Source organism: Streptomyces sp. NPDC051322 (assembly GCF_040689485.1).
GTDB lineage: Bacteria > Actinomycetota > Actinomycetes > Streptomycetales > Streptomycetaceae > Streptomyces.
This window is the reverse complement of the sequence record NZ_JBFBAK010000001.1, coordinates 185,202-210,156: the sequence shown is the minus strand read 5'-3', so window position 1 is coordinate 210,156 and position 24,955 is coordinate 185,202. Positions and strand designations below refer to the sequence as shown.

The 24,955-nt window shown below is 67.5% G+C and carries 16 protein-coding genes, 1 tRNA gene and 1 pseudogene; 8 read left to right on the top strand and 10 right to left on the bottom strand.

Annotated elements, in window-relative coordinates; translation table 11 throughout:
* Window positions 1-15 precede the first annotated feature (15 nt).
* The 3 genes from pepN (at window position 16) to AB0436_RS00965 (ending at window position 5,604) form a co-directional block, all read left to right on the top strand.
* The gene (gene pepN, locus AB0436_RS00975) at window positions 16-2,520 is read left to right on the top strand and encodes an aminopeptidase N (protein WP_366465506.1); all 2,505 of its coding nucleotides are present in this window, start codon (window positions 16-18) and stop codon (window positions 2,518-2,520) included.
* Window positions 2,521-2,734: 214 nt separating this feature from the next.
* Window positions 2,735-4,141, top strand: a complete 1,407-nt coding sequence (locus AB0436_RS00970) for a pyridoxal-dependent decarboxylase (RefSeq protein WP_366465505.1) — start codon at window positions 2,735-2,737, stop codon at window positions 4,139-4,141.
* Window positions 4,138-5,604, top strand: coding sequence for a SidA/IucD/PvdA family monooxygenase (locus AB0436_RS00965; protein ID WP_366465504.1), 1,467 nt, complete (start codon window positions 4,138-4,140; stop codon window positions 5,602-5,604). Before AB0436_RS00970 ends, AB0436_RS00965 begins: the two co-directional genes overlap by 4 nt.
* A gap of 64 nt (window positions 5,605-5,668) precedes the next feature.
* On the opposite strand, the gene AB0436_RS00960 is transcribed toward AB0436_RS00965, so the two are convergent.
* Window positions 5,669-7,462, bottom strand: a complete 1,794-nt coding sequence (locus AB0436_RS00960) for a 5'-nucleotidase C-terminal domain-containing protein (RefSeq protein WP_366465503.1) — start codon at window positions 7,460-7,462, stop codon at window positions 5,669-5,671.
* 127 nt (window positions 7,463-7,589) lie between these two features.
* Between AB0436_RS00960 and AB0436_RS00955 the strand changes: the two genes are divergently transcribed.
* Together AB0436_RS00955 and pyk are read left to right on the top strand one after the other, a co-directional pair.
* Window positions 7,590-8,312, top strand: a complete 723-nt coding sequence (locus tag AB0436_RS00955; protein WP_366465501.1) for an SIMPL domain-containing protein — start codon at window positions 7,590-7,592, stop codon at window positions 8,310-8,312.
* Between the two features lie 136 nt (window positions 8,313-8,448).
* On the top strand, window positions 8,449-9,885 hold the full coding sequence (gene pyk / locus AB0436_RS00950; protein WP_366465500.1) for a pyruvate kinase: 1,437 nt from the start codon (window positions 8,449-8,451) through the stop codon (window positions 9,883-9,885).
* 17 nt (window positions 9,886-9,902) lie between these two features.
* Here pyk and AB0436_RS00945 read toward each other — a convergent pair whose 3' ends face one another.
* Together AB0436_RS00945 and AB0436_RS00940 are read right to left on the bottom strand one after the other, a co-directional pair.
* Window positions 9,903-10,694, bottom strand: a complete 792-nt coding sequence (locus tag AB0436_RS00945) for a helix-turn-helix domain-containing protein (RefSeq protein WP_366465499.1) — start codon at window positions 10,692-10,694, stop codon at window positions 9,903-9,905.
* Between the two features lie 82 nt (window positions 10,695-10,776).
* Window positions 10,777-10,859, bottom strand: a tRNA-Leu gene (locus tag AB0436_RS00940).
* Between the two features lie 100 nt (window positions 10,860-10,959).
* Between AB0436_RS00940 and AB0436_RS00935 the strand changes: the two genes are divergently transcribed.
* Window positions 10,960-11,616: a response regulator gene (locus AB0436_RS00935; protein ID WP_365855619.1), complete on the top strand. Its 657-nt coding sequence runs from the start codon at window positions 10,960-10,962 to the stop codon at window positions 11,614-11,616.
* A gap of 70 nt (window positions 11,617-11,686) precedes the next feature.
* Here the strand turns inward: AB0436_RS00935 and AB0436_RS00930 are convergent, their stop codons facing one another.
* The 7 genes from AB0436_RS00930 to AB0436_RS00900 all read right to left on the bottom strand — a co-directional run bounded on the left by AB0436_RS00930 (window position 11,687) and on the right by AB0436_RS00900 (window position 20,754).
* Window positions 11,687-12,403: an ABC transporter ATP-binding protein gene (locus AB0436_RS00930; protein ID WP_366465498.1), complete on the bottom strand. Its 717-nt coding sequence runs from the start codon at window positions 12,401-12,403 to the stop codon at window positions 11,687-11,689.
* A complete protein-coding gene (locus tag AB0436_RS00925; protein WP_366465497.1) occupies window positions 12,400-13,371 on the bottom strand; it encodes an ABC transporter ATP-binding protein in 972 nt (323 codons plus the stop codon). Before AB0436_RS00925 ends, AB0436_RS00930 begins: the two co-directional genes overlap by 4 nt.
* A gap of 8 nt (window positions 13,372-13,379) precedes the next feature.
* Window positions 13,380-15,188 (bottom strand): branched-chain amino acid ABC transporter permease, encoded by a 1,809-nt coding sequence (locus AB0436_RS00920; protein WP_366465495.1) that lies wholly within the window; start codon window positions 15,186-15,188, stop codon window positions 13,380-13,382.
* Window positions 15,189-15,193: 5 nt separating this feature from the next.
* Window positions 15,194-16,126 (bottom strand): branched-chain amino acid ABC transporter permease, encoded by a 933-nt coding sequence (locus AB0436_RS00915; protein WP_366465494.1) that lies wholly within the window; start codon window positions 16,124-16,126, stop codon window positions 15,194-15,196.
* Window positions 16,127-16,230: 104 nt separating this feature from the next.
* Window positions 16,231-17,457: a branched-chain amino acid ABC transporter substrate-binding protein gene (locus AB0436_RS00910; protein ID WP_366465493.1), complete on the bottom strand. Its 1,227-nt coding sequence runs from the start codon at window positions 17,455-17,457 to the stop codon at window positions 16,231-16,233.
* Between the two features lie 461 nt (window positions 17,458-17,918).
* Window positions 17,919-18,386, bottom strand: coding sequence for a hotdog fold thioesterase (locus AB0436_RS00905; RefSeq protein WP_366465492.1), 468 nt, complete (start codon window positions 18,384-18,386; stop codon window positions 17,919-17,921).
* 88 nt (window positions 18,387-18,474) lie between these two features.
* Window positions 18,475-20,754 (bottom strand): FdhF/YdeP family oxidoreductase, encoded by a 2,280-nt coding sequence (locus AB0436_RS00900; RefSeq protein WP_366465491.1) that lies wholly within the window; start codon window positions 20,752-20,754, stop codon window positions 18,475-18,477.
* Window positions 20,755-20,878: 124 nt separating this feature from the next.
* Here AB0436_RS00900 and polA point away from each other — a divergent pair, with 124 nt between their 5' ends.
* Window positions 20,879-23,590 (top strand): DNA polymerase I, encoded by a 2,712-nt coding sequence (polA, locus tag AB0436_RS00895; protein WP_366465490.1) that lies wholly within the window; start codon window positions 20,879-20,881, stop codon window positions 23,588-23,590.
* A 149-nt stretch (window positions 23,591-23,739) separates the two neighbouring features.
* Window positions 23,740-24,873: pseudogene (locus AB0436_RS00890) on the top strand (lytic transglycosylase domain-containing protein); the annotation flags it as partial.
* Window positions 24,874-24,955 lie beyond the last annotated feature (82 nt).

Here is a 24,955-nt window from a genome sequence, read left to right as displayed (position 1 = left end):
GGCACGATGGGGAGCATGTCCGTACTGACGCGCGACGAAGCGCAGCTCCGAGCCCAACTCCTCGACGTCCAGCGATACACGATCCACCTCGATCTGACGCAGGGCGACGACACCTTCGACTCCCGCACCGCCATCCACTTCACCGCACGCGCGGCCGGGGACACCTTCGTCGAACTCAAGCCCGCAGAGTTGCGATCCATCACCCTCGACGGACACACCCTCGACCCCCAAGCCCTCACCGAAAACCGCTACCCGCTCACCGGCCTCACCGAAGGCCCCCACGAACTCCGCATCGACACCGCCATGCGCTACTCACGCACCGGCGAAGGCATGCACCACTTCACCGACCCCACCGACGGTGAGACCTACCTCTACACCCAGCTCTTCATGGAAGACGTCCAACGGGTCTTCGCCGCGTTCGACCAGCCCGACCTCAAAGCCGTCTTCGCACTCGACGTCACCGCCCCGCCCGGCTGGACCGTCCTCGCCAACAGCATCACCGAACACACCGGCGAAGGCCACTGGCACGCCGCACCCACCCCCCTCATCTCCACCTACCTCGTCGCCGTCGCCGCCGGCCCCTGGCACTCCGTGACCACCGAACACGCCGGACTGCCCTTCGGCATCCACTGCCGCCGCTCCCTCGCCCCCTACCTCGACACCGACGCCGACGAGATCTTCCGGATCACCCGCTCCTGCTACGACCGCTACCACGAAAAATTCGACGAACCCTACCCGTTCGACTCCTACGACCAGGCCTTCGTCCCCGAATTCAACGCGGGCGCCATGGAAAACCCCGGCCTCGTCACCTTCCGCGACGAATTCATCTACCGGTCGGCCGTCACCGACACCGAACGCCAGACCCGCGGCATGGTCATCGCCCACGAAATGGCCCACATGTGGTTCGGCGACCTCGTCACCCTCCAATGGTGGGACGACATCTGGCTCAACGAATCCTTCGCCGAATACATGGGCTACCAGACCCTCACCGAAGCCACCCGATTCGCCGACACCTGGGTCGACTTCGGCATCGCCCGCAAATCCTGGGGATACGACGCCGACCAACGGCCCTCCACCCACCCCGTAGCCCCCGACCCCACCGCCGTCCCCGACACCGCATCCGCGATGCTCAACTTCGACGGCATCTCCTACGCCAAGGGCGCGTCAGCGCTACGCCAACTCGTCACCTGGCTCGGCGAAAAAGACTTCCTGGCCGGCATCAACACCCACTTCGCCCGCCACCGCTTCGGCAACGCCACCCTCGCCGACTTCATCGACAACCTCGCATCCGCCACCGACCGAGACGTCCACGCCTGGGCCGAAAAATGGCTCCGCACCACCGGCGTCGACACCCTTACCCCGCACCTCACCGCAACGCCCACCACCTGGACCCTCACCGCCGACCGCGAAGGCAGCCGCCCCCACCGCATCGCCGTCGGCGCCTACGACCACGACCCCGTCGACCCCGCACACCTCAACCTCCGCGAACGCTTCGAACTCGACATCCCCGCCCAGGAAACCGCCCCGGCACGCCCCGGCCGCCGCCCCGACCTGGTCCTCCTCAACGACCAGGACCTCACCTACGCCAAGGTCCGCCTGGACACGGAATCCTGGGACACCACCCTGCGCGCACTCTCCGGCATCCCCGACCCGCTCACCCGCGCCGTCATCTGGAACGCCGCCCGCGACATGGTCCGCGACGGCGAACTCCCCGCCACCGCCTACCTGGAAGCCGCCGCAGCCCACCTCCCGCAAGAAGACGACCTGGCCATCACCGAAGGTGTACTCGGCTTCGCCGCCACCCACATCGCCGACCGCTACCTCCCCACCGACGACCGCCCCGCCGCGCTCGCCACCCTCACCACCATCTGCCGCGCCATCGTCCGCCGCACCGAAGATGGCAAAGCCCCCGGACTGCGGCTCATCGCCGTACGCCACTTCATCGACGCCGCCACCCAACCCGACGGCATCCAGGCCTGGCTCTCCGACGGCAGCGTCCCCGGCGGACCCGAACTCGACCCCGAACTGCGCTGGCGCATCCTCCACCGCCTCGCCGCCCTCGGCGCCACCGACGACCCCGCCATCACCGCCGAACTCGAACGCGACCCCAGCGCCACCGGGCAGGAAGGCGCCGCCCGCTGCCGCGCCGCACTGCCCACCGCAGAAGCCAAAGCCGCCGCCTGGCACTCCATGTTCACCGGCGACGACCTGTCCAACTACCTCTTCACCGCCACCGCCCAAGGCTTCTGGCAGGCCGAACAAGCCGAACTCGTCCAGCAGTACACCCAGCGGTACTACGATGACGCCGCCGCCCTGGCCGACCGGCGCGGCCCCGCCATCGCCGACGCCGCCGCCCGCTACGCCTTCCCCGCCCACGACATCACCCCCGAAGCACTCGCCCGCGGCGAACGCTGCCTGGCCGAGAAGGACCTGCTCCCCGCACTGCGCCGCAGGCTCGCCGACCAGCTCGACGACCTGCGACGAGCACTGGAAGTCCGCGGCAACCACATGCCGTCCTGACACCCCCTTCCGGGTCCTGACACCCCCCTTCCGTCCTGACAACCCGGATCCCGTCCTGACAACCCGCTGCCGCATAGCACCGCCGGTACACCGAACCCCCCACCCCACCAAGGCAGTACCACTTTCGGGTTGAGATCGTTGTGCTCTTCGGGCGCGCCGCCTGTTCCCCCTACAGGCTGGCACCACAGCCCCACGCGCACCGAAGGACACCCGCATGAGTACGCCGCCCCCAGGACCGGACCTCGCCGGAGGGGCCGCAGGCCCGACCGCCCTGCGGCCCCTCATCGCCACCGTCCTCGACGCCCTGAGCGACGGAGCAGCTCACCGCAACGGGCCCCTCCCCGCCGGCGGACCCCACGCCGTCGCCGCCCACGTACGCGCCACCACCCAACCCGTACTGCCCGAAACCGGCACCGGCGCCGAAGAAGCCCTCCGCACCCTCGTCCACACCCTCGCCCAGGGCGCCGCCGACCCCGCCGACCCCCGATGCGCCGCCCACCTGCACTGCCCGCCGCTCGCCGTCGCCGCCGCAGCAGACCTCGCCGCATCCGCGCTCAACCCGTCGATGGACTCCTGGGACCAGGCCCCCGCAGCCTCCGAACTCGAAACCCTCGTCACCCGGGCACTCGCCGCCGAGATCTACCCCACCGGCGACGCACTCATCACCACCGGCGGCACCGAATCCAACCAACTCGCGCTGCTCCTCGCCCGCGAACGCCACGGCACCGTCCAACTCGTCCACGGCGCCAACGCCCACCACTCACTGCACCGCGCCGCCTGGCTGCTCGGCCTCCCCGAACCCCTCACCGTCCCCACCCCCAACGGCACGCTCGACCCCGCCACACTCCACGAAACCCTGCACACCGCCCGCACCCGCGACACCCGCCGAGGACCGCACCCCGCTACCCTCCTCGTCGCCGCCACCGCAGGCACCACCGACGCCGGACTCATCGACCCACTCCCCGACATCGCCGACGTCTGCGAAAACCACCACGCCGAACTCCACATCGACGCCTCCTACGGCGGCCCACTCCTCTTCAGCGACACCCACAGAACCAAACTCGCCGGACTGCCACGCGCCCACTCAGTAACCCTCGACCTGCACAAACTCGGCTGGCAACCCGTCGCAGCCGGACTCCTCGCCGTCCCCCACCCCACCGACCTCCGCCCCCTCGGCCACCAGGCCGACTACCTCAACGCCGACGACGACACCGAAGCCGGCCTCCCCGACCTCCTCGGCCGCTCACTGCGCACCACCCGCCGACCCGACGTACTCAAAATCGCCGTCACCCTCCGCGCCCTCGGACGCACCGGCCTCGCCGCCCTCATCGACCGCACCTGCGCCATCGCCCAGGAACTCGCCGACCTCATCGAAACCCACCCCGACCTCGAACTGCACCAACGACCCACCATCTCCACCGTCCTCTTCCGCCCCACCCGAGCCGACGACGAAACCGTCGCCCACATCCGCCGCACCCTCCTCACCGCAGGCCACGCCGTACTCGGCCGAGCCCACGCCGACCACCGCCTCTGGCTCAAAGCCACCCTGCTCAACCCCCACGCCACCACCGGTGACCTGGAGGCACTCCTCAAACTCCTGGAAGGCAGCACCCACCGATGACCGACCAGCAACCCACCGACAACCCGCCCAAGAGCAGCAGGCCCACCCACAGCCGGCTCCCCGACGCCGACCGGCCCTTCGACGAACAGCCACACGACCTCCTCGGCATCGGCATCGGCCCGTTCAACCTCTCCCTCGCAGCCCTCGCCCACCCCCTCACCCACCTCTCCACCGCCTTCTACGAACAACGCCCCGCCTTCCACTGGCACCCCGGGCTGCTCATCGAAGACGCCACACTCCAAGTCCCCTTCCTCGCCGACCTGGTCACCCTCGCCCAACCCGCCAGCCCCTGGTCATTCCTCAACTACCTCAAAGAACACGAACGGCTCTACCCCTTCTACTTCGCCGAGCACTTCCACATCCGACGCACCGAATACGACGCCTACTGCCGATGGGTCAGCGAAAACCTCCCCGGACTCCACTTCGGCCACCAGATCGACGCCATCCGCTGGAACACCGAACACGCCCTCTTCGAAATCGACTACACCCAACTCGACCCTGACGGCGAAGCCGAAGCCCTCGGCCGCACCCACACCCGCAACGTGGTACTCGGCGTCGGCACCGAACCCCACATCCCCGAACCCCTCAAACCGCTCGCCGAAGCACCCACCGTCCCCGTCATCCACTCCGCCCACTACCTCGACAACCGCGAACGACTCCTCGCCGCCGAACACATCACCGTCATCGGATCAGGACAATCCGGCGCCGAAATCTTCCTCGACCTGCTCCGCGCCCGCCCCACCGGCCACGAAAACATCCACTGGCTCGCCCGCACCGAAGCCTTCGCCCCCATGGAGTACTCAAAACTCGGCCTCGAACACTTCACCCCCGACTACACCCGCTACTTCCACCACCTGCCCGAAACCACCCGCGACACCCTCAGCGCCCAGCAATGGCAACTCCACAAAGGCATCGACGCCGACACCATCGCCGCCATCCACAACGAGCTCTACCGACGCACCCAACACGGCGGCTGGCCCGACGCCGTCCTCACCCCCGGAGTCACCGTCCGCACCGCAGGACGCGTCGCCACCACCAAAATCGAACTCCACCTCGAACACAGCCGGCAAGGCACCCGCAGTCGCCTCACCACCGACGCCGTCGTCCTCGCCACCGGCTACCACGAACGCCCCATCGACGCCCTGCTCAGCGGCCTCGACCCCTACCTGCGCCGCGACGCATCACAACGCCCCCGCATCGACGACCAATACCGCCTCATCCTCGACCCCCGCGTCACCGGAGCCGTCCACGTCCAGAACGCCGAACGCCACACCCACGGCGTCGGCGCCCCCGACCTCGGCCTCGCCGCCTGGCGCAGCGCCACCATCCTCAACTCCATCACCGGCACCAACCCCTACCCACTGCCGCGCCGCACCGCATTCACCAGCTTCGGCCTCGACCGCGAACACGCCCTCCCCCCACAACACCACCCCGGCCTGGTGCCCCTCGCCGAACGCAACTGAACCAAAAAAGGGGTCCGGCCCGGCCACCACAGCCGAATCGGACCCCGCCGCGCAAAACCACCCGTCAGAACACCGGCGTACCGTCCCGCGTCAGCTTCCAATCAACCGACGCGAACTCCGCCGCATCCACCGTCCCCTTCGCCTGCAACCACGCAATGATCGTGTTCCGGATCTCATCCGAATTCGCCCACAACTGCTGCGCCGCCGGCACATGCGGGAAATTGCCCCCACCACTCGCCCGGTAATTGTTCACCGCCAACACGAACTGCGCAGCCGGGTCAATCGCCTTGCCGCCGAAGCACAGATTCACAATCCGCGAACCAGCGGCCTTCGCGATATCGATCTCATACGTCAGACCCGACACCGCGTCATAGTTGTAATCCGGCGTACCGTCCGCGTTCGTCAGCTTCGAGGTGTCCACCGGACCACCCGCCGGCGTCTGCACATAATACCGCGCCGAGAACTCCAGATAGTCCCTGATCTGCGCACCCGTCACCAGCCGCGCCTCCAACGTGTTCTCGAACGGATACAGCCCCGCCGCATCCTTGATCGTCACATCACCCGCCGGGATCCGCGCCGAACGCGAAAAACACGAAGCCTGCGAAAGCACCGGCAACGCCGCATACTCACCACCCGCAAGTGCCGCCTGCACCGTGTCCGCCTGCACCTTGTTGATCAGATCGATGATCGGCTCGTCCTTCCACGGCGCATCCGCCGTGGTCATCTCCGCCACAGACGTCCCGATCACCTGATTCACATACGCCACCACCTTCTTGTGCTCATCCGCCAGCAGCCCGGTGATCCTCGGGTCCTCCACCGCCGTATTCGAATTGAGCACCCGCGCACCGGCCTTCTCGACCGCCCAACGGCCCCTCTCCCACACCAGATCAAAATCGAAGACCGTCAACCGCTCACCCCACAACAGCGGCTCCGACAACACCACCGGCTTTCCGGTCTCCTTGTTCTCCACCAGACGCTCAGGGATCTCCACATGCGCATGACCCACCAGAATCGCATCGATCCCCGGCACCTTCTCCGCCACCAGACCCGCCGCGTTCTCCACATACGGAATCTGATCCCCGTACGACGACGTACCACTCGCCCCCGAATGCGCCGACACGATCACCACATCCGCGCCCATCGAACGCAACCGCGGCACATACTTCGCCGCCTGCTCCTCCAGACCCGGGAACGTCATCTTCCCCTGCACATTCGCCTTGTCCCAGATCGCGATACCCGGATTCGTCAGACCCAGAATCGCCACCCGCACATCACGCCCGTGCGGAGTAAGCAGCGTCTTCATCACATACGGGGCGAACGCCGGCCGCAACGTCTTCGCATCCAGCGCGTTCGCACCCAGCAGCGGAAAATCACACTGCTCCTCGAACTTACGCAGCAGCGGAATCCCGTAATTGAACTCATGATTACCGAGCGCAGCCGCGTCATAACCGATCACATTCATGGCCTGCGCCATCGGATGCACCGGACCCTGCTTCGCCGTGATCGGATCGATCCGCGCGTAGTAGTACGCCAACTGCGTGCCCTGGATCGTGTCACCCGCATCGATCATCAGGGTGTTGTGACGGCCCTTCTCCGCCCGGATCCCCTCCACCAGAGTCGAGATCTTCGCCAGACCGACGTCATTGTGCGCGGCGTCGTCGTACTCCTTGTCCGTGAAGTAGTCCCAGTTGAAGACATGACCATGCAGATCTGTCGTGCCCATCACGGTGAACGAGTACCGCTTCGGCCCACGCCCACCACCACGGGCCTCGGCAGGCACAGCGGCGCCCCCCACCATCGCCACCCCGGCGCCCGCGGCGGCCGAAGTACCCAGGAACGTCCTACGGTTGAGCGGCATTTGATCTCCCTCGTCACGATGCACAACGCGCGTAGATTCTGACCCAGGAACCACACCACGCAACAGCCCCCGCACATTTCGATCTGATGACCGGCAACCGCCGTACCGCAGTGACAGAGTGAAACCCATGACCGACGAAGCACCCCCGCACACCCAAGCCGCCCCCTACGGCACCCCCGACGTCCCCCGCGTCGCCGTCCGAGGCGAAGCACGCCTGGAAGTCGACCCCGAAACCGCCCGCATCAGCGTCACCGTCAGCGCCCGCGGCAAAGACCGCCGCGCCGCACTCGACGACCTCACCCGCCGCAACGCCTGGCTGCTCGACCTCGCCAAGTCCTACGGCCCGTCCGTCGAGAACATCGAAACCGGCACCTTCTCCGTCACCCCCGAACCGGCCCAGCACGGCCGCGGCGAACGCATCCGCGCCTACCACGGCCGCGTCCACACCACCCTCGTCCTCAACGACTTCACCGCACTCGGCGAACTCATCACCCGCATCGCCGACCTCGACATGACCCGCATCTCAGGACCCTGGTGGTCACTGCGCCCCGACTCACCCGCACACGGCGAAGCCCGCCGCCAAGCCGTCAGAGAAGCCGTCCAACGCGCCCGCGAATACGCCGACGCACTCGGCGCCCGGCTCAGCGCACTCGTAGAACTCGCCGACCTCGGCGCAGAGAACACCGCCCCCGCCCCCGGAATGCCCGCCGCACCCGGCTCCTTCCGCGCCAGAGCCGCCTACGGAGGCAGCGAAGCCGAAGCACCCGCCGCGCTCGACCTCGAACCGCAGCGCCAGACCGTCTACGCCCAGGTAAACGCCCGCTTCACCATGACACCGCCAAAACTCTGAAGACCGACTCTGCAAACTGCTCATCGGAGCGGGCCCCTGCACAATTCAACACTTGTCAATAGCCCTTCACCCAAAGGATGTTGGCTCGTCATGTGCAACCAATTATCTACCCAGCAGTAAGGTCTAGGCTCGAAACATGCGCCGAGCGAAGATCGTCTGCACCCTGGGGCCTGCCACCGACTCGTACGACCAGATCAAAGCACTGGTCGAAGCCGGAATGGACATCGCCCGCCTCAACCTCAGCCACGGCACCTACGCCGAACACGAGGCGCGCTACCGACGCGTGCGCCAGGCATCCGAGGAGACCGGGCGCAGCGTCGGCATCCTCGCCGACCTTCAAGGCCCGAAGATTCGCCTCGGCCACTTCGCCGAAGGACCGGTACTCCTTGAACGCGGCGACGAATTCACCATCTCCGTCGCCCCCGACACCCAGGGCGACCGCAGCACCTGCGGCACCACCTACGACGGACTCGCCGCAGACGTCTCCACCGGCGAAAGCATCCTCGTCGACGACGGAAAAGTCGCCCTCGAAGTCACCGGCATCGAAGGCCCCCGCGTCCACACGATCGTCATCGAAGGCGGCATGGTCTCCGACCACAAGGGACTCAACCTCCCCGGCGTCGCCGTATCCGTCCCCGCCATGTCCGACAAGGACGCCGAAGACCTCCGCTGGGCCCTGCGCACCGGCGCCGACATCATCGCCCTCTCCTTCGTACGCAGCGGACGCGACATCGACGACGTCCACCACATCATGAAGGAGGAGGGCCGCACCCTCCCCGTCATCGCCAAGGTCGAAAAACCCCAGGCCGTCGACAACATCGACGACATCGTCGCCGCCTTCGACGGCATCATGGTCGCCCGCGGCGACCTCGGCGTCGAAATGCCGCTCGAACAGGTCCCGATCGTCCAGAAGCGCGCCATCAAACTCGCCAAGCGCAACGCCAAACCGGTCATCGTCGCCACCCAGATGCTCGAATCGATGATCGACAACTCCCGGCCCACCCGCGCCGAAGCCTCCGACGTGGCCAACGCGGTCATCGACGGCACGGATGCGGTGATGCTCTCCGGCGAGACCAGCATCGGCAAGTACCCCGTCGAGACGGTCCGCACCATGGGCCGCATCGTCGAAGCAGCCGAGGAGGACATCCTCGCCAAGGGCCTCCCGCCGCTCACCGAACGCAACAAGCCCCGCACCCAGGGCGGCGCGGTCGCCCGCGCCGCCGCCGAAATGGGCGACTTCCTGGGCGCGAAACTGCTGGTCGCCTTCACCCAGTCCGGCGACACCGCCAAGCGCCTCTCCCGCTACCGCTCACCCATCCCGCTCCTCGCCTTCACCCCGGACCCGGCCACCCGTGCCCAGCTCAACGTCACCTGGGGCGTCGAGACCTACCTCGGCCCGCAGGTCGACTCGACCGACGAGATGGTCGCCCAGGTCGACGAACAGCTCCTGAAGGCCGGCCGCTGCCGCCAGGGCGACATCGTGGTCATCACCGCGGGCTCCCCGCCGGGGGTGGCCGGCACGACGAATCTGGTCCGGGTGCACCATGTGGGCGAGGACGACTCCCCGAAGTAGCGGTGTCGCCTCGCGGCTCAGAACTTGGGGCCCACGTGTTCGTCCATGAGGGCGACGGATGCGCGTCTGGCGACGGAGACGTTGTACGGCCTGCCGTGGCGGGTGCAGTTCTTCCACTCAATGCCGAGCTTGTCGAGGGTGTTGGTGTAGAGGCGGCGGATGTCGTCCGAGACGTTGGTGAACCAGTAGCGTGGATACTCGTAGCGTTTCCGCTCACCACCCACGATGCGGGTCGTCCAGTTAATGTTCCGGCAGCCGTCGGAGTGGATCAGGCCCCGGATGAACTCCCAGGGGTGCTCATCCACTATCGTCTGCTGCCAGGACTCGAGGATGATCGGGCGTTCATGCTTCCTCCCGGGACCGTGCTGGGGGAAGAGACAGGTCAGGTGCTTGAAGTACACCTTGATGTTGTGGCAGCCCTCCCGGCGTACACGGCACGTGGCGTTATGCGGAAAGACGGCCTTCATGGCTGATTCCACCGCATCTTGCAGGCCAGGCCAGGCATCATCGCACGTGATCATGAGGCTCGGCACCTTGTGTTTGGCGTAGTGGCTGATGTGGCCGTCACCCAGGTAGAGGCCAAGCAGATAGGAGTATGCTGCTCTGTCCAGTGGGCGGTCGTTGCAGCGTGGGCAGAGTAGCGATGGCCTTGTCCGCACCTTCTCCCCCCGCTTGGCCCGGTCCATGTGGAGCCAGTACGAAACGGTGCCGAGCGGCACGTTCAGCTGTCGAGCTACGTCTGCGTTCCGGGAACCGGATCGGATTAGGTCGAGCGCCTTCTGGCGCACCGCAATGCCGTGCATATTCACACCGCCACCTTCTGTAAATTTCGTTGGCGGCGTATAGCAAAAAGCGGATGTTCACGAGAATGTGAGCATCCGCTTTCGTAGGTACCGGGTGCGGGACTCGAACCCGCAAGCCCTCTCGGGCAGAGGTGTTTGAGACCTCCGTGTATGCCATTCCACCAACCCGGCGAGATCGGCTCCCGGAAGTGTACCGGGTCACTGCGCATCGTCGCAGCTAGGTAGGCTGCTTAGGCAGCAACACCTGCCCGGCCCGCAACGAGGAGCCCCCGTGACCGCCCCCGAGTCGCCCCAGCCCGTCGCCGACGACGACAAGTCGCACGTCCCGCCGCTGACGACCCGTGTCGTCATCGCCGAGGACGAGGCCCTGATCCGCCTCGACCTCAAAGAGATGCTCGAAGAAGAGGGCTACGCGGTCGTCGGCGAAGCCGGAGACGGGCAGCGGGCCGTGGAGCTGGCCCGGGAGCACAAGCCCGACCTGGTGATCCTCGACGTGAAGATGCCCGTGCTGGACGGCATCTCGGCCGCCGAGAAGATCACCGAGGAGTCCATCGCGCCGGTCCTGATGCTGACCGCGTTCTCGCAGCGCGACCTGGTCGAGCGGGCCAGGGACGCCGGAGCGATGGCGTACCTGGTGAAGCCGTTCTCCAAGAGCGACGTGGTGCCGGCCATCGAGATGGCCGTGTCCCGGTTCACCGAGCTGAAGGCGCTGGAGCAGGAGGTCGCCGACCTCTCGCAGCGGCTGGAGACGCGAAAGCTGGTGGACCGGGCTAAGTCGGTGCTGCAGACGCAGTACGGGCTGTCGGAGCCGGCCGCGTTCCGGTGGATCCAGAAGACGTCGATGGACCGGCGTATGTCGATGCAGCAGGTCGCCGAGGCGGTCATCGAGGACGGCGAGGAGAAGAAGGCCGCCGCGAAGGGCGAGTAGGACATCAAGCAGAAAGGGCCCGCGCCGCCGTGAGAACGGTGGTGCGGGCCCTTTCGCATGCGTACCCGGGTCAGTCCTCGCCGAGGTACGCCTTGCGGACCGACTCGTCGTGCAGCAGGTCCCGGCCGGTGCCGGAGAGGGAGATTTTACCGATCTCCATGACGTAGCCGTGGTCGGCGAGCGAGAGCGCGGCCTGGGCGTTCTGTTCGACGAGCAGGATGGTCATGCCCTGGGACTTGAGTTCGACGATGGTCTCCATGATCTTCTGCATCATGATCGGGGAGAGGCCCATGGAGGGTTCGTCGAGCATCAGCAGTTTGGGTTGGGACATCAGGGCGCGTCCCATGGCGAGCATCTGCTGTTCGCCGCCGGAGAGGGTGCCCGCCGCCTGTTTCCGTCGTTCGCCGAGGATGGGGAAGAGGTCGTAGGCGCGCTGGATGTCCTTCTCGATGCCCTCTTTGTCGTCCCGCAGGAACGCTCCGAGCTGGAGGTTCTCGAAGATGGTGAGGCGCGGGAAGATGTGCCGGCCTTCGGGGGAATGGGCCATTCCGAGGGCGACGATCTTGTGGGCGGGGACGCCGCTCAGTGGTTTGCCGTCGAAGGTGACGGTGCCGCCGGTCGGTTTGATCAGTCCGGAGAGGGTACGCAGCGTGGTGGTTTTTCCGGCGCCGTTGGTGCCGATGAGGGTGACGACCTGGCCGGCTTCGACGCTGAAGGAGATGCCCTTGACGGCTTCGATCTTGCCGTAGGCGACCCTGAGGTCTGTGACCTCGAGGAGAGGGGTCACTTGCTGTCTCCTTCGGTGCTGGTGGTGCCGGTGTCGCTGGTGGTGCCTGTGCTGCTGTCGGTGTCGGTGTCGGTCCCGGCCTCCGCTTCGGCGATCGTGACCGCTTCCGCTTCGGCGACCGCTTCCGCCGCTTCGACCTCGGCGAGTTCTTCGTCGCCGGGGGCGCCTTCGAAGGGTGTGCCGAGGTAGGCGGCGATGACGCGTTCGTCGCCCTGGACGACCTCTGATGTGCCTTCGACGAGTTTTTCGCCCTGGACGAGGACGGCGACGCGGTCGCAGAGGTTGAAGATGAAGCGCATGTCGTGCTCGATGACGAGGACGGCGATGCCCTGGTCGCGGATGGCGAAGACGAGTTCTTCGGTGGCGCGGGTTTCCTGCGGGTTCATGCCGGCGGTGGGCTCGTCGAGGAGGAGCAGGCCGGGTTCGCTGGCGAGTGCGCGGGCGATTTCGAGCTTGCGCTGTTCGCCGTAGGGGAGGTTGCGTGCGAGGTGGTCGGCCTTGTGGGCGAGGCCGATGAACTCGAGGAGTTCGGTGGCTCGTTCACGGGACTTGGCCTCCGCCTTGTGGAAGCCGGGGCCGCGCAGGATGGCGGACCAGAGGCCTTCCTTGGTCCTGGTGTGGCGTCCGACGAGGACGTTCTCCAGGACGGTCATGTTGGCGAAGAGCCGGATGTTCTGGAAGGTGCGGGCGATGCCTGCCTTGGTGACGAGGTGGGGTTTGGGCGGCAGGACGGTGCCCTTGTAGCTGACGGTGCCTTCGGTGGGTACGTACAGGCCGGTGAGGCAGTTGAAGAAGGTTGTTTTGCCTGCACCGTTGGGGCCGATGAGGCCGACGATTTCTCCGGCGTTGACGGTGAGGTCGACGTCGCGTACGGCGGTGAGGCCGCCGAAGCGCATGATGACGCCTTCGGCCCGGAGCACGGGGGTGCTGGTGGCTTCGGGGGTCTGCGCGATGGTTTCGGTGGTCATGTCGTTCCTCACGCCCCTGCTTTGCTGACCGGGACGGTGTCGTCGCCGAGTACGCGTTGTTCCGGAAGGGCGGTGTTGGGGTCGTCCTCGTGGAATTCGAGTTGGCGGCGGCGGTTGGCGATGACGCCTTCGGGGCGGAAGCGCATGAGCAGGACGAGGGCGAGGCCGAAGGCGAGGAGTTCGTACTGCTTGAGGAAGCCGAGTTTTTCGGGGATGAGGTAGAGGAAGGTCGCGCCGAGGAGGGGGCCGCCGACGGTGCCCATGCCGCCGAGTACGACGGCGGCGAGCAGGAAGGCGGAGTTGGGTGGTGCTGCTCCGGCGAACTGGTAGGGCTGGGGGGTCACGCTGTAGGTGACGTGGGCGCTGACGGTGCCGGCGAGTCCGGCGAGGGTGGCGCCGAGGGCGAAGGCGATGAGTTTGACGCGGAAGCCGTTGATGCCCATGGCGGTGGCTGCGGTTTCGTCTTCGCGGATGGCGATCCAGGAGCGGCCGATTCGGGAGTCCGCTGCGCGGGTGAAGACGAGGACGACGAGGGCGGTGATCACCAGCATGAGCAGGAAGTAGTTGGCGAACCTGCCGAGGGTGATTCCGCCGATGTCGTGGGCGGCGCCGAGGTTGAATCCGAAGAGTTCGAGGTCGGGGATGGAGGGGATGCCGTTGGGGCCGTTGGTGATGTCGGGTCCGGATGAGCCGTCGAGGCTGTTGACGGCGATGCGGAAGATTTCTCCGAAGCCGAGGGTGACGATGGCGAGGTAGTCGCCGCGCAGGCGCAGGGTGGGTGCGCCGATGAGGACGCCGAAGATGAGGGAGGCGGCCATTCCGGTGAGGGCGGCTGCCCAGAAGGGGAATTGGACGCCGGAGAAGGTGGAGAACTCGGAGCCGGATACGAGGGCGGCGGCGTAGGCGCCGACGCCGAGGAAGGCGACGTATCCGAGGTCGAGGAGTCCGGTGAGGCCGACGACGATGTTCAGGCCGAGGGCGACGGTGGCGAAGATGAGGATGTTGACGCCGATGTTGGCGTTGTGGTCCTCGCTCTGCGTGAACGGGAAGATCGCCGCGGCGAGGAAGGCCATGGAGGTGGCGAATCCTTTGTGCCGGGCGTTGAGTGCGGAGAAGCGTTCCATGAGGCCGGCGCCGAAGAGTGCCCAGGCGCCGAAGATGACGAGTAGGACGAAGGAGAGGAAGACTTCGGGCTGTTCGTCGGGGACGCCGATGCCGTAGGTGAAGACGACCAGGGCGAGTGCGGTGCAGGCGGTGACGATGACGCGCTGTCCCCAGGCGGGGAGGCGGTGTGCTGGGGGGAGCGAGTCGGTTTTGGCGAAGTAGTGCTTGAAGGTGGGGCCGGGGCGGGGGAGTGCGAGTGCGCCGGCCACGGAGAGTGCGGTGCCGACGGCGGCTATCCAGCCGCCGGGGTCGAGGTTGACGAGTCCGCCGAGTTCGAAGGCGATGGCGAGGATCGTGTACCAGACGACGGCGAAGGCGGCGAGCGCGGCGAGGAAGACGGGGGCGGTGGCTGCGGCGGGGTTGAGCCAGCGCAGTCCGCGGATTTTCCAGTGGCTGAGGCTGAAGAGCAGGGTGAGGACGCCGCCGATGATGGCGAGGATCTGGAGGCCGGAGGGGTCGCCGGAGTAGGTGAGGTCGTCGGCGAAGTCGGCTTTCCAGGTCCAGGAGAGGAAGGTGCTGACGATGGTGATGAGGGCGCCGATGAGGGTGACGGCGCGGGCGGCGGTGAGGGGGAGCGGGATCAGTGGGGGGTTCCCGGTGGGCGCGGGGGCCTTGGGTGTTTCGGGGGTCTGGGTGAGTTCGTTGGTGGTCATGCCGGTCACGCCCTGTCCGCGACGCGTTCGCCCAGGAGGCCTTGTGGTCGTAGCAGTAGTACCAGGATGAGCAGGACGAAGGCCCAGACCGCGGACCATGCTTGGCCGCCGAGCTGTTGCATGCCGGGTACTTGGTCGATGTAGGCGGTGGCCATGACTTCGGCGACGCCGAGGACGAGGCCGCCGAGCATGGCGCCGTAGATGTTGCCGATGCCGCCGAGGACGGCTGCGGTGAAGGCTTTCAGGCCGGCCTGGAATCCCATGTCGTAGCTGACGTTGCCGATTTTGAATCCGTAGGCGATTCCGGCGACGGCGGCGAAGAGGCCGCCGATGGCGAACGCGATGACGATGATGCGGTTGGTGTCGATGCCCATGAGTTGTGCGGTGTCGGGGTCCTGGGCGGTGGCTTGCATGGCGCGGCCGGTGCGGGAGGTTTTGGTGAAGACGGCGAGGGCGGCCATGCAGAGGGGTGCGGCGATGATCAGGAACACGTCGCCGCTCTGGATGTTGACGGAGCCGAGGTGGTAGGGCCCGCCGGGCAGTTGGGGGAAGACGCGGGCGTTCTCGGCGCCGGGGTACCAGTTGAAGACGGCCTGCTGGAGGGCGAGGGAGAGGCCGATGGCGGTGATGAGCGGCGCGAGTCGTGGGGCGCCGCGCAGGGGTCGGTAGGCGAAGCGTTCGGCTCCGACGGCGACGAGGACGGCGACGATGCCGCCGCCTACGAGCATGGCGGGCAGGGCTATCCACATCGAGGTGCCGTGGGGGAGCACGTAGAGGTAGACGGAGAGGGCGCCGAAGCCGCCGGTCATGAAGATCTCGCCGTGGGCGAAGTTGATGAGCTGGACGATGCCGTACACCATCGTGTAGCCGATGGCGATCAGCCCGTACATCGAGCCGAGGAACAGCCCGTTGGCCAGCTGCTGCGGCAGGGAGTGCACCGCGTGGCCTCCATGTGGGTGTGGTGCGAACAAGGGGAGACTGCGGGCCGCGCGGTGACTCGTGGTCGTGGTCGCGCGGCCCTGGGCACTGCGGTGGTTCCTGGTCAGCTGGTGGGCTCGTAGGTGCCGCTCCTGACGGCCTTCCAGGCGCCGTTCTTGACCTGGTAGACGGTGAGCTGCTTGTTGGTGGTGTCGCCGTACTGGTCGAAGGAGAGGTGTCCGGCGATGCCGTCGAAGTCGGTCTTCTGTACGGCGGCGACGATCTGGGCGCGGGCGTCGGTGGGGACCTTTCCGTCCTTCACGACGGTGCCGACGGCCTTGATGATGGCGGTGGCGGCGTCGTAGGAGTAGCCGCCGTAGGTGCCGTAGTCGCCGGGGTACTTGGCGGTCTTGTACTTGGTGATGAAGTCCTTGGCGGCGGGCAGGCTGTCGACGGGGACGCCGACGGAGGTGGCGAGGTCGCCTTCGGCTGCTTTACCTGCGGTTTTGATGTAGGTCGGGGTGAACATGCCGTCGCCGCCCATCAGCGGGATGTTGGCGCCGGCGTCCTTGAGCTGCTTGGTGATGATCTGCGACTCGTCGTACTGGCCGCCGTAGTAGAGGAGGTCGGCGCCGGAGTTCTTGATCTTGGTGACGAGGGTGGAGAAGTCCTTGTCGCCGACGTTGACGTGGTCTTCGCCGGCGAGTTTGCCGCCGGCCTTGAGGAAGTTGGACTTGAAGAGTTTGGCGAGGCCGGCGCCGTAGGTCTGCTTGTCGTCGACGACGAAGACCTTCTTCTTCTTGAGCGTCTGGCCGGCGTACTGGGCCGCGAAGCCGCCCTGCAGGGCGTCGGTGGTGGCGGTGCGGAAGTACGTCTTGTAGGGGCGCTTCTTGGCGGTCTGCCAGTTCTTGCCCTGGGTGAGTTCGGGGGCGGTGTTGGCCGGTGAGATCTCGACCAGGTTGGCTGCGGCGAAGACCTGCTGCATGGTCTGTGCGACACCGGAGTTGAGCGGGCCGACGACGCCGAGGACGTCCTTGTTCGCGACGAAGGAGGTCGCGTTCTGCTGGCCGGTCGGCGGCAGCGCCTTGTCGTCGAGTGCTTTGATGACGAACTTCACGCCGGGCACGGTGTTGTTCTTGTTGGCGTCGTCGACGGCGACTTTGGCGCCGTACTGGAGGCCGAGGCCGGTGGCGGAGTTCTGGCCGGTCAGGGGCGCGTCGACGCCGATGATGACCTCGGTCTTCGAGTCGCTGCCCTTGCTGTCCTTGTTGTCGCGCGATCCGCAAGCGGTGAGTGTCAGTGCCCCCGTGGTCAGCACGGTGGTGAGTATGAGCAAGGAACGGTGTCGCACGATGAATCCTCTCCCTGGCGCGTCACCTCTGCTGAGGTGACTAGCTCTCGCCGGGCCGTACTGGGTGGTTCAGGGCCGTGCTGTGGACGCGCCCGGCGGCGCGGTGACTGGCCGTGACTCTAAGCGCAGGTGGGGGAGGTGTGGACCGGCGAAGATAAGGATGTGACTGTCTTGTTATGACCGGGGGGAGGGAGCGTGGGCACACTGCGGACAGTTGGGAGGAATGCGGTCACCATCTATCTGCTCGCATGGTGAGAACGTGCAGTTCCGCTAAGGGGCTACTGGCGATCACGCTGCTGTCGGGTGTGCGGGGCGCGGACGGTCGCGACGCCGCCACCGGTGTGGGCACGGGGGGCGTCGCGGACTCGCCGCTTCATTGCATCGCTGTTACGCAGTGTTACGCCGACGGGTTACGCCGACGGGTTACGCCGACGGGTTGTGCGGATGGGTTACGCAGACGGTCACGCCGAGGGGAGGGTGGCGTCGCGCAGCAGGCAGGTCAGCCGGGCGGTGCAGACGCGTTTGTCCTGGTCGTCGGTGATGACGATTTCGTAGGTGGCGGTGGTGCGGCCGCGGTGCACGGGCGTGGCCACTCCGGTGACGAGGCCGCTGCGGGCGCCGCGGTGGTGGGTGCAGTTGAGGTCGACGCCGACGGCGAGTTTGCTGGGGCCGCCGTGCAGCATGGCGCCGACGGAGCCGAGGGTTTCGGCGAGTACGGCGGATGCGCCGCCGTGCAGCAGTCCGTACGGCTGGGTGTTGCCTTCGACGGGCATGGTGCCGACGACGCGGTCGGCGGCCGCTTCGGTGATCCGTACGTCCATGCGCTTGCCCAGGTGGCCGGCGGAGAAGAGTGCGGGCAGGTCGACGCCGAGGGTGGCGTATGCGTCGATGACCTCTTGCGGGAACTTCACGGTGGTCTGCTCGCCCATGGGGTCGGCTCCGATCGTCGTGGGTGGCGTTTGCTGTGGTGGTGCCGGGTGCGCGGGGTGCCCGCTCGCCGGGTGGCTGAGCAAACGCTTAGGCGGTGGGAGATTGTTCCAGACGGACGACCAGGGACTTGCTCACGGGGGTGTTGCTGATGTCCGCTGTCGCGTCCAGCGGGACCAGGACGTTGGTTTCCGGGTAGTAGGCGGCGGCGCAGCCGCGTGCGGTGGGGTAGTGCACTACCCGGAAGCCGGGGGCGCGCCGCTGGGTGCCGTCCTTCCATTCGCTGACGATGTCGGTGTACGAGCCGTCGGCGAGGCCGAGGTCGTGGGCGTCGTCCGGGTTGACGAGGACGACGCGGCGGCCGCCCTTGATGCCGCGGTAGCGGTCGTCGAGGCCGTAGATCGTGGTGTTGTACTGGTCGTGCGAGCGCATGGTCTGGAGCAGCAGCCGCCCTGGGGGCAGGTGGGGGTGCTCCACCGGGGCGGCGGTGAAGTTGGCTTTGCCGGTGGTGGTGGGGAAGCGTCGTTCGTCGCGGGGGGCGTGCGGGAGTGCGAAGCCGCCCGGGGTGGCGACGCGGGCGTTGAAGTCCTCGAAGCCGGGGACGACGCGGGCGATCCGGTCGCGGATGGTGGCGTAGTCCTTTTCGAACTCCGCCCAGTTGACGGGGGACGCGCTGCCGAGGACGGCGTGGGCGAGCCGGGCGACGATGGCTGGTTCGGAGAGCAGGTGGGGGCTCGCGGGGGTGAGGTTGCCGCGGGAGGCGTGGACCAGTCCCATGGAGTCCTCGACGGTCACGAACTGTTTGCCGGCTGCCTGGATGTCCTTGTCGGTGCGGCCGAGGGTGGGCAGGATCAGTGCTCGGCGGCCGGTGACGGCGTGCGAGCGGTTGAGCTTGGTCGATACGTGCACGGTGAGGGAGGCGCGGCGCATCGCGGCTTCGGTGACGTCGGTGTCGGGGGTGGCGCCGACGAAGTTGCCGCCCATGGCGAAGAAGACTTTGGCTCGGCCGTCGCGGAGCGCCTCGATGGACCGTACGACGTCGAAGCCGTGGTGACGGGGTGAGGTGATCCCGAATTCTTTGTCGAGGGCGTCGAGGAAGGCGGGGTCGGGGCGTTCGAAGATGCCCATGGTGCGGTCGCCCTGGACGTTGGAGTGTCCGCGGACGGGGCAGACGCCGGCGCCGGGGCGGCCGATGTTGCCGCGCAGCAGCAGGAAGTTGACGACTTCCCGGATGGTGGGGACGGCGTGTTTGTGCTGGGTCAGGCCCATCGCCCAGCAGACGATGGTGCGTTTCGAGGCGAGGATCATCGTGAGTGCCTGTTCGATGTCCTTGCGGCTGAGGCCGGTGGCGGTGAGTGTTTCGTCCCAGTCGGCGGTGCGGGCGGCGGTGGCGAACTCCTCGTAGCCGTGGGTGTGTTCGCCGATGAACTGCTGGTCGGTCGCGCCCTCGGTTTCGATGATCAGTTTGTTCAGCAGCCGGAAGAGGGCTTGGTCGCCGCCGATCCGGATCTGCAGGAAGAGGTCGTTGAGTGCGGCGCCCCGGACCATGCCCTGGGGGGTTTGCGGGTTTTTGAAGCGTTCCAGGCCTGCCTCGGGCAGCGGGTTGACCGCGATGATCTTCGCGCCGGCCGCTTTGGCCTTTTCCAGTGCGGACAGCATGCGCGGGTGGTTGGTGCCCGGGTTCTGTCCGGCGACGATGATCAGGTCGGCCTGGTGCATGTCGTCGAGGGAGACGCTGCCTTTGCCGACGCCGATGGTCTCGGCCAGCGCGGAGCCGGACGACTCGTGGCACATGTTGGAGCAGTCGGGCAGGTTGTTGGTGCCGAAGGACCGGGCGAAGAGCTGGAGCAGGAAGGCTGCTTCGTTGCTGGTGCGGCCGGAGGTGTAGAAGAGCGCTTCGTCGGGGGAGTCGAGGGCCTTGAGTTCTTCGGCGATGACGTCGAAGGCCTCTTCCCAGGTGATCGCCCGGTAGTGGTCGCTGTCCTCGGTGAGCAGCATCGGGTGGGTGATCCGGCCCTGCTGTCCCAGCCAGTAGCCGCTGCGTGACGCGAGGTCGGCGAGGGAGTGCGCGGCGAAGAAGTCGGGGGTGACGCGGCGGAGAGTGGCTTCTTCGGCGACGGCTTTGGCGCCGTTCTCGCAGAATTCCGCGGTGTGCCGTTTGTCGCCTTCGGGCCAGGCGCAGCCCGGGCAGTCGAAGCCGTCCTTCTGGTTGACCTTGAGAAGGGTCTGCGCGGTGCGGACCACGCCCATCTGCTGCTGGGCGATCTTCAGGGTGTGGCCGATGGCGGGGAGGCCTGCGGCGGCGTGCCGTGGGGCCGCGACCTGCGGCGCGTCCTGGACCGGGTCACCTGTGGGCGGCTTGGCAGCCATGGGCGCTCCCCTTCGAGCGGGCGAATCTGGTGTGCGTGCCCGATCCTGTCATGTGCCCCGGTTGCTGCGGTGGGGAGGTGCCTGGCGGTCTGGATTGTCGGTGCCCCGTGGCAGGATCGGTTCCGTGGCAAAGACAGCATCGAAGCAGACCGCAGACACCCGCCCCCGCCTGCTCCTCATGGACGGGCATTCTCTGGCGTACCGGGCGTTTTTCGCGCTGCCCGCGGAGAATTTCACGACCGCGAGCGGTCAGACGACGAATGCCATCTATGGCTTCGCGTCGATGCTGGCGAACACGCTGCGCGATGAGGCGCCGACGCATTTCGCGGTGGCTTTCGACGTGTCCCGCAAGACCTGGCGGTCGCAGGAGTTCCCGGAATACAAGGCGAACCGTGCGAAGACCCCGGACGAGTTCAAGGGGCAGGTCGAGCTGATCGGTGAGCTGCTCGACGCCATGCGGGTCGACCGGTTCGCGATCGACGGTTTTGAGGCGGACGATGTGATCGCCACGCTGGCCACGCAGGCCGAGGCGGCCGGTTTCGAGGTGCTGATCGTCACCGGTGACCGGGATTCCTTCCAGTTGATCACGGACCGTGTCACGGTGCTGTATCCGACCAAGGGCGTCTCGGAGCTGACGCGTTTCACGCCGGAGAAGGTGGAGGAGAAGTACGGGCTGACTCCGCAGCAGTATCCGGATTTCGCCGCCCTGCGGGGCGACCCGTCGGACAATCTGCCCGGCATCCCGGGGGTCGGTGAGAAGACGGCCGCGAAGTGGATCAACCAGTTCGGGTCGTTCGCCGATCTTGTGGCGCGCGCCGACGAGGTGAAGGGGAAGGCCGGGCAGAATTTCCGCGATCACCTGGAGTCGGTGAAGCTGAACCGCACGCTCACCGAGATGGTGCGTGATGTGGAGTTGTCCAAGGGGCCCGCGGAGCTGGAGCGCGCCGCGTACGACCGGGAGGCGCTGGCGGGCGTGCTGGATGTGCTGGAGATCCGCAATCCGAGTCTGCGGGAGCGTCTGCTGGCCGTCGATCCGGGTGCGGGCGAGGAGCAGAGCGCGCCGGTGGCGGCCGGTGTGGAGATCGACGGTTCGGTGCTGGCTTCGGGGGAGCTGGCGCCCTGGCTGGCTGCGCACGGCGGGCAGCCGCTGGGTGTGGCCATGGTCGGGACGTGGGCGCTGGGCGCCGGGAGCGTCACCGAGATCGCGCTGGCCGCGGCGGGTGGTGCGGCCGCCTGGTTCGACACCACGCAGCTCGATGAGGCGGACGAGCGTGCTTTCGCCGGGTGGATGGCGGATCCGGCGAGCGCCAAGGTGATGCACAACGCGAAGAGCGCCATGCGGGTCTTCCCGGAGCATGGCTGGAGCGTCGACGGTGTCACGATGGACACTGCGCTGGCCGCCTATCTGGTGAAGCCGGGCCGGCGTTCTTTCGCGCTCGACGCGCTGACGGTGGAGTATCTGGGGCGTGAGTTGGCGCCGGCCGCGCCTTCGGACGGGCAGCTCGCTTTCGGCACGGACGAGCGGGCCGAGGCCGACGCCCTGATGACGCAGGCCCGCGCGGTCCTCGACCTGGGTGAGGCGTTCGGTGCGCGGCTCGAGGAGGTCGGCGCGGCAGGGCTGTTGCACGATGTGGAGCTGCCCACGTCTGCACTGCTGGCCCGTATGGAGCGCCATGGCATCGCAGCTGACCGCGCCCATCTGGAGGCTCTGGAGCAGCAGTTCGCGGGCGCCGTCCAGCAGGCGGTGAAGGAGGCGCACGGGGCTGTCGGGCACGAGTTCAACCTCGGTTCGCCCAAGCAGCTTCAGGAGGTGTTCTTCGGCGAGCTGGGGTTGCCGAAGACGAAGAAGACGAAGACCGGCTACACGACGGACGCGGATGCGCTTGCCTGGCTGGCGGCGCAGACCGAGCACGACCTGCCGGTGATCATGTTGCGCCACCGTGAGCAGGCGAAGCTGCGGGTGACAGTCGAGGGTCTGGTCAAGATGGTGGCCGCGGACGGCCGTATCCACACCACGTACAACCAGACGGTGGCCGCCACCGGGCGGCTCTCGTCGACCGACCCCAACCTGCAGAACATTCCGGTGCGTACGGACGAGGGCCGGGCGATCCGCCGGGGCTTTGTCGTCGGTGAGGGCTATGAGTCGCTGATGACCGCCGACTACAGCCAGATCGAACTGCGGGTGATGGCGCATCTGTCGGAGGACGCCGGCCTGATCGAGGCGTTCACCTCGGGCGAGGATCTGCACACCACGGTCGCCTCGCAGGTGTTCGGTGTGGAGAAGTCCGCCGTCGACCCGGAGATGCGCCGCAAGATCAAGGCCATGTCGTACGGACTCGCCTACGGGCTTTCGGCGTTCGGCCTGTCCCAGCAGTTGAACGTCGAGGCGGGTGAGGCGCGCGCGCTGATGAACACCTTCTTCGAGCGGTTCGGCGGGGTGCGGGACTATCTGCAGCGGGTCGTCGAGGAGGCCAGGGCGACCGGCTACACGCAGACCATGCTCGGCCGGCGCCGCTATCTGCCCGACCTCAACAGTGACAATCGCCAGCGCCGCGAGATGGCCGAGCGGATGGCGCTGAATGCCCCGATCCAGGGCACCGCCGCGGACATCGTGAAGGTCGCCATGCTGAACGTCGACCGGGCGCTGACCGAGGCGGGGCTCACCTCGCGGATGCTGCTTCAGGTGCACGACGAAATCGTGCTGGAGATCGCTCCCGGTGAGCGGGTCGCGGTCGAGGAGATCCTCCGCAGGGAGATGGCCGCCGCGGTGCGGCTGCGCGCTCCGCTGGACGTGTCGGTGGGGGTGGGCACGGACTGGGAGTCTGCGGCGCACTGACGCGTGCGGCCCCCGGGGCGGTCCCGAAGCTGAAGAAACGGTGAAAAGCGGCCGGCGACCGGTGTTGTGGCGCGGGGAGTTGTCATAGGGTCACCGGAGTCCTGCGCTGGGGAGCGCGAAGAGCAGTCGACGGGGAGGGGACCACACGTATGGCACCGCATTTCGGGAGCCGGCTGCGCAAGGGTGCGGCAGCGACCACGATGGCCGCGCTCGCGGTGGCGGCGATGACCGCCTCGCAGGCGCCGGGCGCCGTGGTCAGCCAGTCCCCGGGCAACGAGCAGGCAGCGGATGCGACGCCACCACCGGGTACCCCGGTCAGTGGCGGCTCGCCGTACTTCACGGACCTCCCGCCGCTGACCACCCCCGACAAGCCGGCGACCTCGGTCAACACGCCCGCCGGGGCGGCCGAGGCGGGCATTCCCGCCTCGGTGCTCGACGCTTACCGGCAGGCGCAGCAGACGGTCGCGGGCAGCGACCCGCGCTGCCACCTTCCGTGGCAACTGCTCGCGGCGATCGGCAAGGTGGAGTCGGGTCAGGCGCGCGGTGGCCGGGTGGATTCCGCGGGCACCACCCTGTCGCCGATTCTCGGTCCGGTGCTCAACGGGGTCGGTTTCGCCAATATCTCCGACACCGACCACGGTCAGTACGACGGTGACGCGGTGCACGACCGTGCGGTCGGCCCGATGCAGTTCATTCCTGCGACCTGGGCGGTCTGGGGCCAGGACGGGAACGGTGACGGGCGCAAGGACCCGAACAACGTCTTCGACGCCGCGCTCGCCACCGGCCGTTACCTGTGCGCCTACGGCCGGGACCTCGCGGTCAAACACGATCTCGATCAGTCGATTCTGGGCTACAACCACTCGCAGGCGTATCTGAGCACGGTGCTGTCCTGGTTCGATTTCTACAAGAAGGGCAGCCACGGAGTCCCCGACGGCACCGGCGTGCTGCCGGTCGGCACCGGCCCCGAGGGCCAGGGATACGGCGACAGTAACGGCAAGCGGTCCGGCGGCAGTTCGGCGGACCCGACGCCCCCAGCGAGCGCGCGCCCCGAGCCGAGCGCGACGCCGTCGCCGAAGCCCACCAGGACGGGCTCCGGCACGATCTCCACTCCGAGCCCGGCCACGAGCGGAAAGCCCACCCCTTCGGGCAGTGCCAGTCCCTCATCCACGCCCTCCGGCTCCCCGTCCCCCTCGCCGTCGCCCTCGCCGAGCGGCTCCGGCTGCCCGTCGCCGTCGCCCTCGGGCAGTCCCAGCCCCACCCCGTCGCCCTCGGACAGTGCGAGCCCCTCACCTTCGGACCCGTCCGGCCCCACACCCACCCCGTCGGGAAGTGCGAGCGATTCGCCGTCGCCCACTCCCTCGCCGA